Annotated in this window: 12 protein-coding genes; 4 read left to right on the top strand and 8 right to left on the bottom strand. The window is 61.4% G+C overall.

Annotated elements, in window-relative coordinates:
* Positions 1–149: 149 nt before the first annotated feature.
* From GLL_RS04235 to dapF, 5 genes are all read right to left on the bottom strand, one after another.
* Positions 150–602: a hypothetical protein gene (locus GLL_RS04235; RefSeq protein WP_164928613.1), complete on the bottom strand. Its 453-nt coding sequence runs from the start codon at positions 600–602 to the stop codon at positions 150–152.
* Between the two features lie 5 nt (positions 603–607).
* Positions 608–2,818 carry a cation:proton antiporter gene (locus tag GLL_RS04240; RefSeq protein WP_011140814.1) on the bottom strand — a complete coding sequence of 737 codons (2,211 nt, stop codon included), beginning with the start codon at positions 2,816–2,818 and terminating at the stop codon, positions 608–610.
* Positions 2,819–2,962: 144 nt separating this feature from the next.
* Positions 2,963–3,601: a response regulator gene (locus GLL_RS04245; RefSeq protein ID WP_011140815.1), complete on the bottom strand. Its 639-nt coding sequence runs from the start codon at positions 3,599–3,601 to the stop codon at positions 2,963–2,965.
* Entirely contained in the window at positions 3,598–5,754 is a 2,157-nt protein-coding gene (locus GLL_RS04250; RefSeq protein WP_011140816.1) for a sensor histidine kinase, read from the bottom strand. Before GLL_RS04250 ends, GLL_RS04245 begins: the two co-directional genes overlap by 4 nt.
* A gap of 48 nt (positions 5,755–5,802) precedes the next feature.
* Positions 5,803–6,654, bottom strand: a complete 852-nt coding sequence (gene dapF / locus GLL_RS04255) for a diaminopimelate epimerase (RefSeq protein ID WP_011140817.1) — start codon at positions 6,652–6,654, stop codon at positions 5,803–5,805.
* Between the two features lie 138 nt (positions 6,655–6,792).
* Here dapF and GLL_RS04260 point away from each other — a divergent pair, with 138 nt between their 5' ends.
* Together GLL_RS04260 and GLL_RS04265 are read left to right on the top strand one after the other, a co-directional pair.
* Positions 6,793–7,749, top strand: a complete 957-nt coding sequence (locus tag GLL_RS04260) for a TerB family tellurite resistance protein (protein WP_011140818.1) — start codon at positions 6,793–6,795, stop codon at positions 7,747–7,749.
* A 114-nt stretch (positions 7,750–7,863) separates the two neighbouring features.
* Complete coding sequence (locus tag GLL_RS04265; RefSeq protein ID WP_011140819.1) at positions 7,864–9,573, top strand: DUF262 domain-containing protein; 1,710 nt, start codon at positions 7,864–7,866, stop codon at positions 9,571–9,573.
* Here GLL_RS04265 and GLL_RS04270 read toward each other — a convergent pair.
* A complete protein-coding gene (locus GLL_RS04270) occupies positions 9,570–10,184 on the bottom strand; it encodes a methyltransferase domain-containing protein (protein ID WP_011140820.1) in 615 nt (204 codons plus the stop codon). The two genes, GLL_RS04265 and GLL_RS04270, sit on opposite strands and share 4 nt — an antisense overlap.
* A gap of 146 nt (positions 10,185–10,330) precedes the next feature.
* Here GLL_RS04270 and GLL_RS04275 point away from each other — a divergent pair, with 146 nt between their 5' ends.
* Positions 10,331–11,647 carry an O-antigen ligase family protein gene (locus tag GLL_RS04275; RefSeq protein WP_164928614.1) on the top strand — a complete coding sequence of 439 codons (1,317 nt, stop codon included), beginning with the start codon at positions 10,331–10,333 and terminating at the stop codon, positions 11,645–11,647.
* A 12-nt stretch (positions 11,648–11,659) separates the two neighbouring features.
* The gene (locus tag GLL_RS04280; protein WP_011140822.1) at positions 11,660–12,811 is read left to right on the top strand and encodes a DHH family phosphoesterase; all 1,152 of its coding nucleotides are present in this window, start codon (positions 11,660–11,662) and stop codon (positions 12,809–12,811) included.
* A gap of 60 nt (positions 12,812–12,871) precedes the next feature.
* Here the strand turns inward: GLL_RS04280 and GLL_RS04285 are convergent, their stop codons facing one another.
* Positions 12,872–14,242, bottom strand: coding sequence for a hypothetical protein (locus GLL_RS04285; RefSeq protein WP_164928615.1), 1,371 nt, complete (start codon positions 14,240–14,242; stop codon positions 12,872–12,874).
* Positions 14,243–14,406: 164 nt separating this feature from the next.
* Positions 14,407–14,997, bottom strand: a complete 591-nt coding sequence (locus tag GLL_RS04290) for a Uma2 family endonuclease (protein ID WP_011140824.1) — start codon at positions 14,995–14,997, stop codon at positions 14,407–14,409.
* Positions 14,998–15,086: the final 89 nt, after the last annotated feature.

The raw sequence follows: 15,086 nt of genomic DNA on the forward strand, positions 1-15,086 counted from the left end.
AAAGGCCGCTTGGACTTATGGCAGTTGCAGAAGACGAACCGCAGGGTGGAATAATCCATCTTCGATTGCCAGGCTACCGACGGAGTTGGTCGAACGGTTGGCCGGTGCCTCGCAATTCCCCTGCTTGCTGTTGCGGGTAAGGCAGGGTACTACTCACTTTTGCGCTGGCCGGTCAGGGAGCTTGCCTGGCCGGCCAGCCGGATCTCACCCTGCAGCAGGCCATCGGTTACTGCCCCTTCAAGGGCAAGGGTCTGCGGCGCCTTGCAAGTACCAAGCGCCGCTTTACCCTCAAGGCGCATCCGCCCCCCGTCGATCTGACCGTGCAGCAGGCCGTTGCCCTTGAGCGCCCGGGTCAGGAGATTTTTCTTGGCGTCGGCGGGCACGATGTCGGCTCCCAGATAACTGCCGGATTGGCCCACCACCAAAAGCGGCGGTTCGGCAAAGCAGCGATCGACAAGCGGGCCTGCCAGGATGTAGCGGCCGTCGATGGCCTGGGGGGCGCGCAGGTTGGTGGTGCCGTAGCTGGAGATGGCCGCGAAGCTCAGCACGATGAACCCAATCATGCCGAGGTAGAGAACAACGGTCTTGGGATTGGCTTTCATAGCGGTCACTCCTGGGCAGGTAGGGCAATCGGCGCGCGAGCCTGGGCGGTGAGCAGATCCTCCAGGTGAGGAGTCGTGCCTTTGTGGTGCTTGACGATGAGCAGCGAGGTCTGGCAGCGGGTGGCCAGTTCGTCGGTGCTTTTGCCGAAGATGTGGCGATCCAGACCCCACTGGGCGCTGGTGCCCACGACCAACAAATCTTGTTTGCGGCTCGCTTCGACAATGTCCCCCAGCGGGTCGTTTAACAGGGGGGAGGTCTCGATGGCAACCGACTGCTCAAATAGAGCAACCAGATCCCGCGTCTCGCGGCTAATCGGGGATGCCTGCAAGATCTTGACCGTTGCTCCATGGCCCACGGCCAGCCGCAGGGCAATTTCGACCGCGAGCCGGTCGTGGATGGTGCCGGAGTAGGGTACGGCAATGCGCGTGCCGGCTCCTACGACCAGTCCCTTGTCGATGTAGACGGCCACATCCGCGCAGGCGGCCTCCAGAATCGGGCGGACGTTGCCCCCCAGCAGATCCTGGCTGAAGGTCGGCCGGTGCCAGCCCAGCAAGACCAGGTCGGCGCTGTGCAGTTGGGCGAGCCGGCAGATGTCGGCGGGCACGTCGTCTGAGACCTGGCTCATCGGCTGCACGTAGCGGGCGTCCTCGAAGACGCGGGCGACCAGCGCTTCGAGGCGGGTGCGGCTCTGGTCCACCAGTTGCTCGGCCTGCTCGGGAAGACTGTCGTAGCTGTACTCGTCCCCCAGGCGCACCAGGTTGACCGGATAGATGCGCGCCGCCGGCACCGCCGGACTTGCCAGCGCCTGGGCCATGCGCAACAGCCCCTGTTGGGAGTTGGGATTGGCCACCGGCACGACGATGGTGTAGGTCGTTTCGGGGTCCGGCAACGCTGCGGCTTCCTCTGGAGTGCCAGGTTCGGTGGCGGGGGTGCCGAAGCGGTTGAGCGGATAAATCCACTCCAGAATCGGCGTGGTGGCAAAGGTCGTCACCAGCGCCATGATCACCATCATCGCGAACAGGGCCGGCGAAATCACCCCAAGGTCCAGGCCGATGTTGAGAATAATCAGTTCCATCAGCCCGCGGGTGTTCATCAGCACCCCCAAGGCCGACGCCTCGCGCCACTCCAGACCCGAGAGCTTTGCCGAGAGGGTCGTGCCGCCGAACTTGCCCAGGGTCGCAGCGAGGATCACCAGGGCGCAATCGAGCCAGAGCGCTTCGTTGTTGAGCAGGCCGAACTGGGTGCGCAGGCCCGTGTAGGCAAAGAAAATCGGCAGCAAAAAGACGACCGTAAAATCCTCGGTCTTCTCCGCCAGATCCCGCACGAAGATGCGGCGCTGGGGCATCACCGCCCCGAACAAAAAGGCGCCGAAGATGTTGTGGATACCGATCAGTTCGGTGATCGTGGCCGAAACGATCAATCCAATAAAGATCACCGCCACCCACAGTTGGGTGAGCCGCCCGTCGCTGCTTTTCTCGACGTAATCGGCCAGGCGCGCCAGCAGCATCCGGCCCACGGTGAGCATGAAGCCGATATAGACCACCGCGAGCAGCGTCGTGGGCACCGCCCCCAGCATGTCGCCCGAGCGCACCACCGAAATCACGAAAGCGAGCAGACACCAGGCCGTCACATCGTCCACGGCGGCACAGGTGATGGCGATCGCCCCCAGGTAAGTCCTGTGCAAATTGCGCTCAGTCAGAATGCGCGCCAGCACCGGAAAGGCCGTCACCGACATCGCCGCCCCCATAAACAGGGCAAAGGACGTAAACGGCACGGCGCTGGTGGAGAGCGACTGGTAGAGATAGAGCGCCAAGAGCGCCCCCAAAAAGAACGGCGCGATGATGCTCACGTGGGAGACGACCACCGCTGCGTGCCCCTTGCCTTTGAGGTTGTCGGCGTTAAATTCCAGCCCCACCAGAAACATAAAAAACACCAGCCCCACCTGGGCCAGGATGTTCAGGTAAGGCAGCGTCTCCGGCGGAAAGAGCATCGCCGACCACTCCGGGGCGATCATGCCGAAAAACGAGGGGCCGAGCATGATCCCGGCCACGATTTCGCCGATCACCAGCGGTTGGCTGATTTTCTTGAACAGCAGGCCCATCGCCCTGGAAAGGGCAATGATGACGCCAATCTGAATCAGGAGCAGCATGACGATCTGGCCGTCCGCCGGTCCCGCCGCCGCCGCGGCCAGAAGGGGTGAGCTGGCGATCCCCATAGACAGTTTCCGGGCGAATGTGGCACCCTCAGCCTAAGAGCGCCGCCTTCAATTCACCCATAGGCCGGGTGTCGTATTGTGCGGGCGACTATGTGTCCCAGGAGATAGGCCGATGATCGTATTTGCCGCTCAGTGGGATTGCGACTAGCGGATCCAACCTTCGCGCAGGGCGCGCACGGCGGCCTGCACCCGGTCGTTGACGCCGAGTTTGGCGATGATATTGCTGACGTGCACGCGCACGGTGCCGGAGGCGATGTAGAGCCGCCGGCCGATTTCGGCGTTGGTGAGGCCGTCGGCGATCAGCTTGAGCACTTCCATCTCGCGCTCCGAGAGCGGATTGTCCGCCCCGGCCTGGGGAATGCGCCCCAGGTCCCGAAGCACCCGATCGGCAATGTCCGGGTCGAGCCAGGCCGCCCCGTCGCGCACCGAAGCGACGGCCGCCAGCAGGCGGCTGGCGATCCCGGCGGTCGCCTTGAGGCAGTAGCCGTCCGCTCCGGCGGCCAGGGCGCCGAAGACGCTCTCGTCCTCGTCGTGGGAGGTGAGTGCGAGGACACGCATCGCCGGGTATTCGCGCTTGAGGATGCGCGTCACCTCGGTGCCGCTCATCACCGGCAGCCCCAGATCCATCAGCACCAAATCGGGCTGCAACGAGCGGGCGAGGGCGAGGGCCTGCTCGCCATCCGCCGCTTCGCCCGCCACTTCGTACTCGGGAGTCTGCGAGAGCACCTGGCGCAATCCGATGCGCATCAGGGCGTGGTCTTCGACGATCAAGATCCGGGTCATGGCCCCTCCGCAAGCGGCAGTGTGAAATAAAACGTGCTTCCGAGGCCCGGCTCGCTCTCAGCCCAGATCCGCCCGCCGTGCGCTTCGACCACCTGTCGGCACAGATACAGCCCCAGCCCCGTGCCGGTGGCGTAGCTTTCCGCCTGGGCAAAGCGCACGAACAACAGAACACTCTTTTCGGGCGGGATGCCCCGGCCGGTGTCGCGCACCGCCACGCGCACAGCACCCTCGAAAGGCTCCAGGCGCAGGTGCACCCGGCCGCCGGCGGGGGTGAACTTGAGGGCGTTGTCCACCAGATTGACGAGCACCCGCCGCAGCTGCTGGCGGTCGCAGGGCACCGGCGGCAACGGTCCGCTCACTTCCACCAGCAATGTCTGATTGCGGCTTTGAGCCAGGGGGCGCAACTCCTCGATGCCCTGAGCGACAAAGGCGGCCAGATCCGTCGGTTCTTTGCGCAGCCGCATGCGCCCGGCTTCGTAGCGGTAGATGGTGAGCAGGCTTTCGACCAGACCCAACAGTTCGCGGTGACTCTCGATGACCGCCAGGAGAATTTGCTGCTGGCCGTCGCTCAGAGGACCGTACTGGCCATCGAGGGTGAATCCCAGGGTCTGGACTGCCGCGAGTAGCGGCGTGCGCAGATCGTGGGTGAGGGTGGCGACAAAATCTTCGCGCAGCCGCTCGCTTTCTTTTTGGGCAGTGATGTCGCGCAGAACGGCGACACCACCCAACAGTTCGCCCTCCCCGGTACGCAGGGGGGCGGCAGTAATCTGCAACACCCGCGGTTGGGCGCCGGAACCCTCCAGGCGGTACAGATCGCTGGCAAGATTGCCTTCGCGTACGGCGCGCTCAAAGACTGTCCGCTCCGGTGCGACCGGTTCGCCGAGGGCGTCGCGCAGCCGCAGCGTCCGCCAGTGCGCGAGCTCCCCCGGCGGACTGTCCAATAGCGACCAGAGCGCCCGGTTGGCAGTGCGCAGCCGCCCGGACGAATCGTAGACCAGTACCCCTTCGGCGATCGCTTCGATCACCAGTTCGAGCTTGTCTTTTTCGGCGGTGAGGTTGGCAAGCAAGCGGCGGTTGGCCTCCGCCTCCGCGCCGATGCGCTCGCGCATCGCCCCGAACGAGTCGATGAGCACCTGTAACTCCAGGGCCGGCGCCGTCGGCATCGGTGGTCCCACCTGGGCAGTCGGTGCTGCGAGCGCCTGGTTTTGCATCTGCTCGCTCAGTTGCTGCAGCGGCCGGCTGATGCGTTCGCTCAACCAGTAGGCGAATCCAACGGCGGCGGCGGCGACGAAAAGCAGCCCCGCGGCGAACCGCTGCAGGCCCACCAACGGATCGGCGAGGGCCGCGCGGGCGGGGCTCGTCACCACGACACCCCAATCGGTACCGGCGATCGGTGCAAACGCCGCCAGTTGCTCCACCCGGTCGCTGTCCACCGGCTGCTCGTAGCGCGCAGTGCCGCGCCGATTTTTGAGTACCTGGCGGACCGGAGGCAGTTCCGTCGGCACCGCGCCGCTGAGGGCCAGCTGTCCCTGGGAGTGGGCCAGGGTATGACCGGTCCTGTCGACCACCCAGATCTGGCGGTCGGCGGTGGACTGCGAGCGCACCTGACTCTCGATGGCGCCCAGATCGAGCAGGCTGACGAGTGCCCCCCGTTCAAAGGTCGGATAGGCGACGGCGATGGCGGCCAGCGGCGCGCCGTCGTAGATCGAAGCGAAGACGGAGGAGTAGTACACGGGTCCTGCCGCCCCGGTAGTCGGGAAGACCGAAGCCGGCAGCACCCGACCCCGCCAGAGCGTCGGCTTGGCACTCGCCGTCACCCGGCGGCGACCATCCACCAGCAGCAGATGGCGAAACAGCGGCGTGGTGCTCATTAAGCGCGCCAGAGCCCCATCTTGCTCGGCAGATCTGAGGCGGGTAAGGGCTGAGCGTGGGTCGGCGGCTTTTTGCACCGGCTCGAGCACCAGGTTCAACTCGTAGCGCAGGTTGCTCGCCAGCAGATCCGCCAGGCGCAGGTGATCGTCGAGCACCGCCTGTTCGCGCTCCGGCAGGGCGCGTCGAAACAGAGCAAACTCGACCAGCCCCAAGACCGCCACCGGCACGAGGGCCGCCAGCGCAAAGGCAAGCTGATACTGGGTGCGCAACCGGGTAGCCATGCATGGTTCAGTCGACTCCGGCTTTCAGGTTAACCGCTCAAGAAGCCCTTACAGCAGGCCGCTGAAGACCTTGCGGGCCGGACCGGTCATCAGCAAATGGTTCGTGGCGCCGTCCCAGCGGATCTCGATTGGCCCGCCGGGCAGTTCGACGGTCGCTTCGGTGTGGGAAAGGCCGTTGAGCACCGCCGCCACCAGCACCGCGCACGCGCCGGTGCCGCAGGCGAGGGTGGGACCGGCACCGCGCTCCCAAGCTTTGACCCGCAGGTGGGTGGGACTGATCACCTCGGCAAAATGGGTGTTGACGCGCTCAGGAAAGTGGCGATCGCGCTCAAAAAGCGGACCGAAGCGGTGCAGATCCACCGTGGCCAATTCGTCGACGAACACCACGGCGTGGGGGTTGCCCATGTTGACGCAGGTGACCCGCCAATCGACCCCGCCCACGGGGATGGACGCCGCCACCGCTTTTTGGTCCGCCGGGGCGAGGGTGGTCGGGATCTCATCCGCCAGCAGGTGGGGCGGTCCCATGTCTACTCTCACCCGGCCGTCGGCCAACAGATCAATATTCAACAGGCCCGCCCCGGTCTCCACCCGGTAGCCGCTTCCCGTCCCGCCCATCCCCAGTTCGCGGGCAAAGTGGGCCAGGCAGCGGATGCCGTTGCCGCACATCTGCGCCTCGGAGCCGTCGTTGTTGTAGATGCGCATGCGAAAGTCGGCACCCGTCTCGGCGCTCAGCAAAAAGATCACCCCGTCCGCCCCGACCCCGAAGTGCCGGTCGCACACCGCCGCGGCCTCTTCGGCGGAGAGCACCGGTTCGGCTGCGGTGCGGTTGTCGATGAGTACAAAGTCGTTGCCGAGGCCCTCGTACTTGACAAAAGAAAGCGTGCCGGGGGCGAAAGTCATGGCCTGTTGGGATGAAGACTGCGCTTTCTATCATGCCATTCGGGCGGGGACAAATACGGAACCGCCCGGTGGAATCCCTTTCAGCAGGCTGGCCCGATCCCTACTGTTGCCCAGGACGCGCCGCCTTGCACCAGGACTATGACCGATTTTTTCGATTCGATCCAACCGCTCATCGTTCATGCCGAACAGCAGGGAAGCACGCTGCAGTGCGCTTTTCGCTGCCCGGCTACCGGTGAAACCGTCGAAGCGAGCGCCCATCTGCAGAAGCGGGAGACCGCCATGGCCGGGGTGGCCCAGAGTGTCGGCACCGGCATGCTGCACAGTCTCAAGTACTCGGTGGGTCTGATGATTCGAAGTGCCCTGGGCTACGGTTTTATGGGCCGCCTGCTGGGGGATGCGAGCGACACGCTGCTCAACCAGGGCTACGGCGGCTCCCAGCCGCGCTTTAGCGAAGAAGAGCGCAAAGATGCCCTGGTACGGGCTTTTCAGGCCAGCAATTTCTTCATCTGGGACGGCCGCCAGGGCGGCTGGATCTCGGCGTCGGCGGCCCGGCAGCTCTATACCGACTTCGAGCAGCAACTGAGCGCCTACCCGGTCGAGGCCCTGTACGACCGGTCGATCCTGGCGCGGATGCTGATGGCGGTAGCCCGGGCGGACGGGCGGCTTGCCGAGCAGGAGCGGGCGTTTGTGGTCCAGTTTGTCGATCCGCAATTCGGTTCGCCCGATAGTCCGGACGGCGCGCCTCCTCCGAGCCCGGTCGAACTGGAGGAAACTGCCGAGGGACCGGCCCGCGAAACGATGCTGATGCTCGCCTGGTCGCTCGCCCTCACCGACGAACATTTAGATGCAAGTGAAACGGCTTTGCTCGGCGGGTTTGCCGACGGCCTTGGCATCGACGCCCACCGCCGGGGCGAATTGATGCACTGGGCGCAGATCTATCTGCTGGAGCGGGTGATTGGCCAGTGTCTGATAGATGGCAAGCTTTCCCGGCAGTACGAAGAGCAGATTGTCCGGTGGGCTCCCCAGATCGGCCTCAACGCCTACCAGACTGAGCGGGCCATCGTCCAGTACAAAAAGCGGCACCACCTGGTTTGACTTTATCCTGGCTTGGTTGTTGGCGAGTCGCGCTTGTGCAGTGCCTGATGCAGGCTGCGAAAGCTACTGTAGAGGCAAGAAACAACAAGAAGAAAAAGGCTTCGGACTCGGCCAATGGCAAAAACCAACTTACTGAACACCCGTACCATTAATTTTCTTGAACTATTGGGTAATGGCAGGTTCTACCGGGTGCCACCCTATCAGCGTGATTACTCCTGGTCTGAAGAGCAGTGGGAAGACCTTTGGAACGATATTCAGGAATTGCGCGACAAACGTGACGACAGCCACTACATGGGGGCTTTAGTCGTAGAAGGTAAAACTGACCGAGAATTTTTGATTATTGATGGTCAGCAAAGATTGGCCACCTTGAGCATCTTGGCTCTTGTAGTCATTGCCAAGCTAAGGGAGATGGCCGATCGCGAAGTTGATCCTGAGGGGAATCGAGAGCGGGCGTCGGGACTGCGCAATCGGTTTGTAGGCGAAAAAGACCCGGCTTCTCTAATTGAAAGTAGCAAACTCTTTCTTAACGAGACCGATAACGCATTTTATCAGGACTATCTCGTTCAACTAAAAAAGCCCCTCAATCCCAGAGGACTCTGTAACTCCAATAAATTGCTCTGGGATTGCTTCCAGTATTTCAGTAGTCAAATAAACAAAGTACCTGAATTCGACAGTAAAGGCAACGTCCTGGCTGAACTTTTGTCTGAGACGATTGCACGTCAACTCATGTTTATCCTAATTACTGTAGATAACGAACTAAATGCCTACACCGTTTTTGAGACGCTAAATGCGCGTGGGCTTGAGCTTTCTTCGACAGACCTGCTGAAAAATTACCTCTTCTCCCGCATTAAGGTATCGGGAGATTTGGAGGCACTGCAACGACGCTGGCGCAGCCTAATTGCTACTGTTCAGCAAGAGCGTTTCCCAGAATTTTTGCGCTATCACTTGCAGTGCGACAAACCGAAGGTTCGAAGTCAACGCCTTTTTAAGTTGGTTCGGGGTGAGGTGAAGACTGCTGAGGGCGTATTTGCTTTGATGGATAACTTGGAGAAACGCGCTGAACTCTTTTCAGCCATTTTGGATGTGCAGCATGGTTATTGGATTGAACGTCCTGAATGTAAGCCATTTATTCGCGAGCTAAACCTTTTCCAGGCCCGTCAAATGATGCCTCTGCTCTTTGCTGCTTGGGAACGCTTTGACGCTCAAGATTTTGCCCGTATCCTCAGAATAGTGAGCGTCATTTCTTTTCGCTACTCGATCGTGAGTCATTTGAATCCTAACGCGCTAGAAATAGCCTACCACCAGGCTGCCAAGGCTGTCCTCACTAATTCTGCTGCGTCACCAAGAGAAGTTTTTCAGGTTCTAAAATCTATCTATGTGCCGGATGACAAGCTAGAGCAAGACTTCTACCGACTTGCTTTCAAGACTAATAGCCAACGCAAAAAATTGGCAAAATATATCCTGGCCCAGCTGGAGTGCGACGCCTCAGGACGCGCCTGCGATCCTGAGACAGATCCGGCTTCGGTGGAACACATTCTTCCTGAAAATCCAACCTCTGAATGGGAAGAAGCGTTTCCGCCAGAGTCTTGGGAGCGAGCGGTCGAGAGGCTTGGCAACCTTACCCTCCTGGAGCCTGCGGTCAATCGCAGCCTTGGCAATGCCCCTTACACCGCAAAAGTGACCGCTTATGGCCGGAGCATCTACGAAATCACCAGGCAAATCGAAGATATTGCACCGGAACAGTGGACGCCAGACTTGCTCGATTTGCGCCAGCAACAGTTAGCCAAACGCGCGGTACATCTTTGGCAGGTAGATTTTTCCTAAGCCCGCACGAAACGCCCAAAAAGCTCCTCCCCCCGGCGACTCGGTACCGACATCGGCGCCGGTAAAAGCGCAGTGATCTTGAAGCGCGGCGAGAATAACCGCTCGATCTCGCCTGCGTCGGTGCGGTAGGGCGGGCCGCCGGGGCGGGGGTGGGCAAAGAAAATGGCCACCAGTTCCCCACCGGGTTTGAGCAGCCAGTGGACGATCTCGACGTACTCTTCGCGCCGGACCGGGTCGATGGCGCAAAAGCAGGTGTGTTCGACCACCAGGTCGAACAACCCCGCGAACGGCCGGGGCAGGTTGAAAAGATCCTGCTGCAAAAAAGTGGCCGCCGCCCCGGCGCGCAAAGCCAGCCGGGTGGCATCGGCGATGGCGTCGGCGGCAAAATCGAAACCGCACACCTTGTAGCCGCGGGCAGCAAACAACAGCGCGTCGTGGCCGCGCCCGCAGCCCGGTACCGCCACCGTCCCCAAGGGCGGCGCTTCGGAGCCGGAAAGCAAATGCACAAACGTAGGTGCCGGTTGACCCAGATCCCAACGATCCTGGCCGCCGCGGTAGCGATATTCCCAGAAGGCAGGCTGATCGACTCCGGAAGATTCCTCGGACGGCATGGGACATCAAGCGGGGTGCATCCAAGTCTACCCGTTTGCCCCGATGGATTGAGGCACCGATGAACAGTTGGGCAGCAAGCCGCAATCCGGCCCCTGGGGGCCGCTGTGATAGCGTGAAAAACAGATCGCTCGCTGGTGAACGCCCTTTGAGAACCGCCAAGCCATCGCCGGGGCGCACCCTCGCCTGGCCGGCCCCCGCCCGGCTGAGCTGGATGGCCTTTCTAGCAGGAATTGCCTCGCTGCCTGTCGCTTCTCCGGTGACGCTCGCCTGCTGGCTGGTGGCCCTGGCGGCTCTGGTCAGAAGCGGCGTCGGGCACCGCCTCGGTCCGGCCGGACGCTATCTGGCGGCGACGGCTTTGGTGTTGGTGGCAGTGGTTCCTTTTAGTGTGCGGCCGGGCGACAGCCTGCTGGGGCTATTCAACTATTGGCCGTTTTTTTTGTTTTTTGGCCTCGCCGCCCGGCTGGTCGACAGTCCCGGCAGGCTGCGCCGGGTGCTGCAGGTCGTGCTGGTGGGGGCGCTGGTCACCGGCGGGGTAGGACTTGTCGAGTGGGCCTCCGGGAGCAACTGGCAGTGGGAACCGGTCAAGGGCCTGGTGCTGCTGGTGATTGGCTCCCGGCAGGAGGCAGGCATCCTCGATCGGGTGACGGCCTTTTTTGCCTGGCCCACTTCGGCGGCGGCCTACTTTTTGCTGGTACTGCCGGTGGCCCTGTCCACGGCTCTTGGGGGTGAAGCGCGCCTGCGGCCCCTGGCCTGGGCAGCCTTTGGAGCGGTGGGCATCGCTCTGGTGGGCACCGCCTCGCGCAACGCCTGGATTATTGCCCTGTTGGCCAGCGTCGCTTTGCTGGTGGTGGCCCGCCGCCTGGTACCGGTGCTCTCCCTGGCGGCGGCGGCGGCGGCGGTGGCGGTGGCCGGGTTGGGTCCGACCGAATGGAGCGTCGTCGAACTGTTGCGGCGGGTGGTACCCGCGGCGCTCTGGCAGAAGGTGGCCGAGAGTGTCACCAGCGGCACCGCCTCGTTCGAATCGCTCATCAACCGCTTCGACGCCTGGCAAATTGCCTTCGAGATGACCCGCCGGCGCCCCTGGACCGGTTGGGGGCTGCAGACGTTTCCGTTTGTCGAAAGCGAAATCTTCGGGCGCGATGCGGCCAATTTGCTCCATGCCCACAATCTCTATCTCACCTACAGCGCCGAAACCGGTCTGCCCGCCGCCCTGCTGCTGGTCGGATTCTACCTGTGGACGCTGTGCGTGGGAGTGCAGCGGGCAGTAATGTTAAAGGGTGTTGCGCGCTGGCAGCTGGCTGGACTCGTCGCTGCCCTGGCCTCCTACTTGCTGTTCGGGCTTTCCGATGTACCCTTCTACGACGCCCGCATCAACGGCCTGTTTTGGTTGTGGTCGGGACTCATCTGGAGCTTTCCGGCGGGCGGCGCTGCACAGCGGACAATAGAAGCAAAGCCGAGCTGAAGGAGCGCGGATATGGACCCCGGGGCAGGTATCGTCGAGCAGACACCCCCACCAGCCAAGAGCAACGGCCAGATGCGCAAGTCCGACAAACTGCGCCAGGTGCTCTCCAAACATCCGGATGAAAAACATCTGGTCGTCTTGCAGGATTTTCCGGACCCCGACGCCCTCAGTGCCGCCTGGTCCTACGGCCTGATCTGCCGCCAGTTCGATATCGAGTGCGTCAACGTCTACGCGGGCACACTAAGCCACCAGGAAAACATTGCCCTGGTGCGCCTGACGGGCCTGCCCGCCCAGCGCTGGAATTTACAGACCGAGCAGCGCGACTTGAGCGGATTCAATGGAGCGGTGTTTCTGGACAACCAGGGTACCACCAGCCAGATCACCCGGCTGGTCAAGCAGGCCAAACTGCCGGTGATTGCCGTCGTCGATCACCACGCTCCCCAGGAAGATCTCGCTCCTCAGTTCTCCGACATCCGCACCACCTGCGGCGCCACCGCCACGATGTTCGTGCAGTACTTCCAGGAAGGGCTTTTGAGCCTGGACGCCACCGACCCCAACCACGTCAAGGTGGCCACCGCCCTGATGCACGGTCTGCGCTCCGAGACCCACCAACTGATGCAGGCCAAAGAAGAAGACTTCCTGGCCGCCGCCTATCTGGCCCGCTTCTACGACCCGAAGTTGCTGGAGGCGATTTTGCAGACCGCCCGCTCCCGCCGGGTAATGGACGTCATCGAGCGCGCCCTCAAAAACCGGATCGTCAAAAACAGCTTCTCGGTCTCCGGGGTGGGCTATTTGCGCTACGAGGACCGCGACGCCATTCCCCAGGCGGCGGACTTTCTGATCACCGAGGAGAACATCCACACCGCTGTCGTCTACGGCATCGTGCGCACCGAGGACGAACGCGAGATGGTCTCAGGCTCGCTGCGCACCAACAAGCTGACTCTTGACCCCGACGAATTTATCAAAAAGACCTTCGGCCACGACGCCGACGGCCGCTTTTTTGGCGGCGGACGCATGCGCGCGGGGGGCTTTGAAATCCCGGTGGGCTTTCTGGCGGGCAGCAGCGAAAATTCGGCTTTCAACCAGCTCAAATGGGAAGTCTTCGACGCCCAAATCAAACAAAAGCTCAACCGGCTGATCACCGACGACGAAGAGGACGACTGATCCTGCCCAAATTGCACGTCGGCACGATACCCCCCGATCGTGTGCCTGCGTCCGCGGCCCTCACCCACCCGGGCTGCAGGCTGTCTTTTCCGTCCGCCGAAACTGCGGGATCGGCTGCGGTCCGGCGATTTCGTCTTCCAGCACAGTGCAGGGACCGAGGGCATCGCCGCGCGGTGCCAGGGGTACCCCTGCGGTCATAAAGCGGGCGATATCGAGGGTCGTATCCCGGCCAATGAACGGTTCGACGGCCCGGGCGACCCGCTTGCTGTCGAGCACACCCGGCTGCTGCCGGGCGGCGGCAAGCAACGAGCGCATCGCATCGTCGAGGGAGAATCGGCCCCGACTTATTTGTCGAATTTCGGCGTTCCAGTTGAGAGCCATCAGGCTGCCGCGCAGGTAGGGCAGTTTCTGCATCGCGGCATTGTTCCAGAACTCCCGTCGGAGACGGGCGTCGTCGGCGTCGCGGACAGGGGAAACAAAATAGTCCCGCAACGACCGATTGACGCTTTTGATGTATTCTTCAAAGCTCATCAGTCCGGCGCGCCGGAGCACCTCGCGGGTGTAGTAGTCGGTAAATCCTTCGCTAAACCAGTACATCGCCGCTTCAGGTTGCGCTAGTCTGCCAAATTTTTGCGGGTTCCAGGCGTGGAGCATTTCGTGGGCAAGCAGTTGCTGCAAATCCGTTTCGAGTTTGGTTCCTGGCGAAAGATAGGTGGCAAAGGCATTGGTGAGTCCCGTGCCTGCCAGGCTGCCGGGTTTACCTTCGGTAAGAATCACCGAGATCAGGTAATAGGGAAAGTCGTTGTCCTTGAAGAGATCCCTTTCGATTTTGAGGATCCTGGCAGCAAGATCAGCGAATTGATCGTCTCCAAAGGGCCACTGACCTCGGATGGCTACCTCGACCTGTTGTCCATCTATTTGGCGCTGGAGCAAGCGAAAATTGCCTCCGACAAACAAACTCTCGAACAGTTTGCTCAGGGAACTTCGCACGTTGCGCACTGGCGCAAAGGGGCCGAAGCTGTCGGCGAGAGTCCATCCTTCGGGTAGGGAATTCCATACCAGCCGAACGTTCAACGGTTTGTCATTTTCCCAAATAGGATGAACTAGAAAGTTGATCCCAATGACCTGAAAGTAATCTTCTTGGAGAATCGGCCGAAAGTAGTTGCTCTGGGTCAGTTTGTCTTTCCAGTTCTGCACAAGCCGGTAGCGCAACTGCACCGGTTGTCCGGCCGGAAATCGGACGACTTTAATTGATGGTTTTGCTGTGTTTTCAAGCCGGGTTCCGGCTGAAAGAGGCCGCAGATCGCGGATGTTTTCGTAGAATTTTTCCTGGTTAGCCCAACGCGAAGGCAGTTCCAACTCGACCCGGCCGTCAGCATTCCCAGGAAAGTACAACTCGATGTCGAGGGTGAGGACGTTGTCTTGAACCACCGGCGTAAAAGTGTATGCCAGATCTACAGGAGCAGCTGCGACTGCGGGCAATCCGCATAGCCACAGACTCAAAGCCGATAGCCACAACGCAAGAGACGGCATCTTACTATTCGGTACGAGAGCACACTCCGGGCAGGCGCTTTTGCGGTGCTGCCATGACCAGCCTACTGGTCCCCCCGGCGGATGGCTTCTACAAACTCGCTCACAGCGTCGTATTGATCGGCAAGATCCAGATAGCGCTGGAGCATCAACAACTCCAGATCCGGAAAAAACACGCTGCGCTCGCGCTGGACGTAGCCCTGTTCTTCCAGGTGAAATAGCGTAATTTGACCTTTTTTCCAGAACCAGACTTCCGGCACTTGCTTGGGTCTGTAAATTTCGGTTTTATGCAGTCTGCCGCTGGTGATGATGACTTCAATGACAATGTCTGGAATTTTCTTCCGGGTGCCGATGGCGTAGGATTCGTCCGGGGTACCTGAAGCTGTCTTGGGAGATTCGAGGGTGAAGCCGCCACAAACGTAGAACCGGATGCCTTTTTCTCGCATATAGGCTTCCAACAACAGGCCCAGGGTGCTTTTGACGTCTTCGTGCCGGGGACCGATCGGGGACATGATTTCAAGCACCCCATTGAAGTACGACAGTTTGACCCCTTTGCCCAGATGGGCCAGGGCGGCTTCGATCGTTTTGAATTGTTCCCAGTCGACGCCATGCAGGGTGCTGATCCCCTCGACAAGCGGCGGTGCCGGTGTGGTCATAGAACGTTCTCGCAGCGGTGCTGGCAAAATGCCCGAAGCACCTCCAGTGTAATCGTCCGGCAACTGCCGATCCTCACGGTGTTTTCGGC

Source organism: Gloeobacter violaceus PCC 7421 (assembly GCF_000011385.1).
In the GTDB taxonomy this organism is placed as follows: domain Bacteria; phylum Cyanobacteriota; class Cyanobacteriia; order Gloeobacterales; family Gloeobacteraceae; genus Gloeobacter; species Gloeobacter violaceus.

What these genes read in the sequence shown, in the direction of transcription:
- GLL_RS04250 (WP_011140816.1), bottom strand. Translation starts at nt 5,754, where the DNA reads ATGGCTACCCGGTTGCGCACCCAGTATCAGCTTGCCTTTGCGCTGGCG.
- GLL_RS04245 (WP_011140815.1), bottom strand. Translation starts at nt 3,601, where the DNA reads ATGACCCGGATCTTGATCGTCGAAGACCACGCCCTGATGCGCATCGGA.
- GLL_RS04265 (WP_011140819.1), top strand. Translation starts at nt 7,864, where the DNA reads ATGGCAAAAACCAACTTACTGAACACCCGTACCATTAATTTTCTTGAA.
- GLL_RS04270 (WP_011140820.1), bottom strand. Translation starts at nt 10,184, where the DNA reads ATGCCGTCCGAGGAATCTTCCGGAGTCGATCAGCCTGCCTTCTGGGAA.
- GLL_RS04260 (WP_011140818.1), top strand. Translation starts at nt 6,793, where the DNA reads ATGACCGATTTTTTCGATTCGATCCAACCGCTCATCGTTCATGCCGAA.
- GLL_RS04290 (WP_011140824.1), bottom strand. Translation starts at nt 14,997, where the DNA reads ATGACCACACCGGCACCGCCGCTTGTCGAGGGGATCAGCACCCTGCAT.
- dapF (WP_011140817.1), bottom strand. Translation starts at nt 6,654, where the DNA reads ATGACTTTCGCCCCCGGCACGCTTTCTTTTGTCAAGTACGAGGGCCTC.
- GLL_RS04240 (WP_011140814.1), bottom strand. Translation starts at nt 2,818, where the DNA reads ATGGGGATCGCCAGCTCACCCCTTCTGGCCGCGGCGGCGGCGGGACCG.
- GLL_RS04235 (WP_164928613.1), bottom strand. Translation starts at nt 602, where the DNA reads ATGAAAGCCAATCCCAAGACCGTTGTTCTCTACCTCGGCATGATTGGG.
- GLL_RS04280 (WP_011140822.1), top strand. Translation starts at nt 11,660, where the DNA reads ATGGACCCCGGGGCAGGTATCGTCGAGCAGACACCCCCACCAGCCAAG.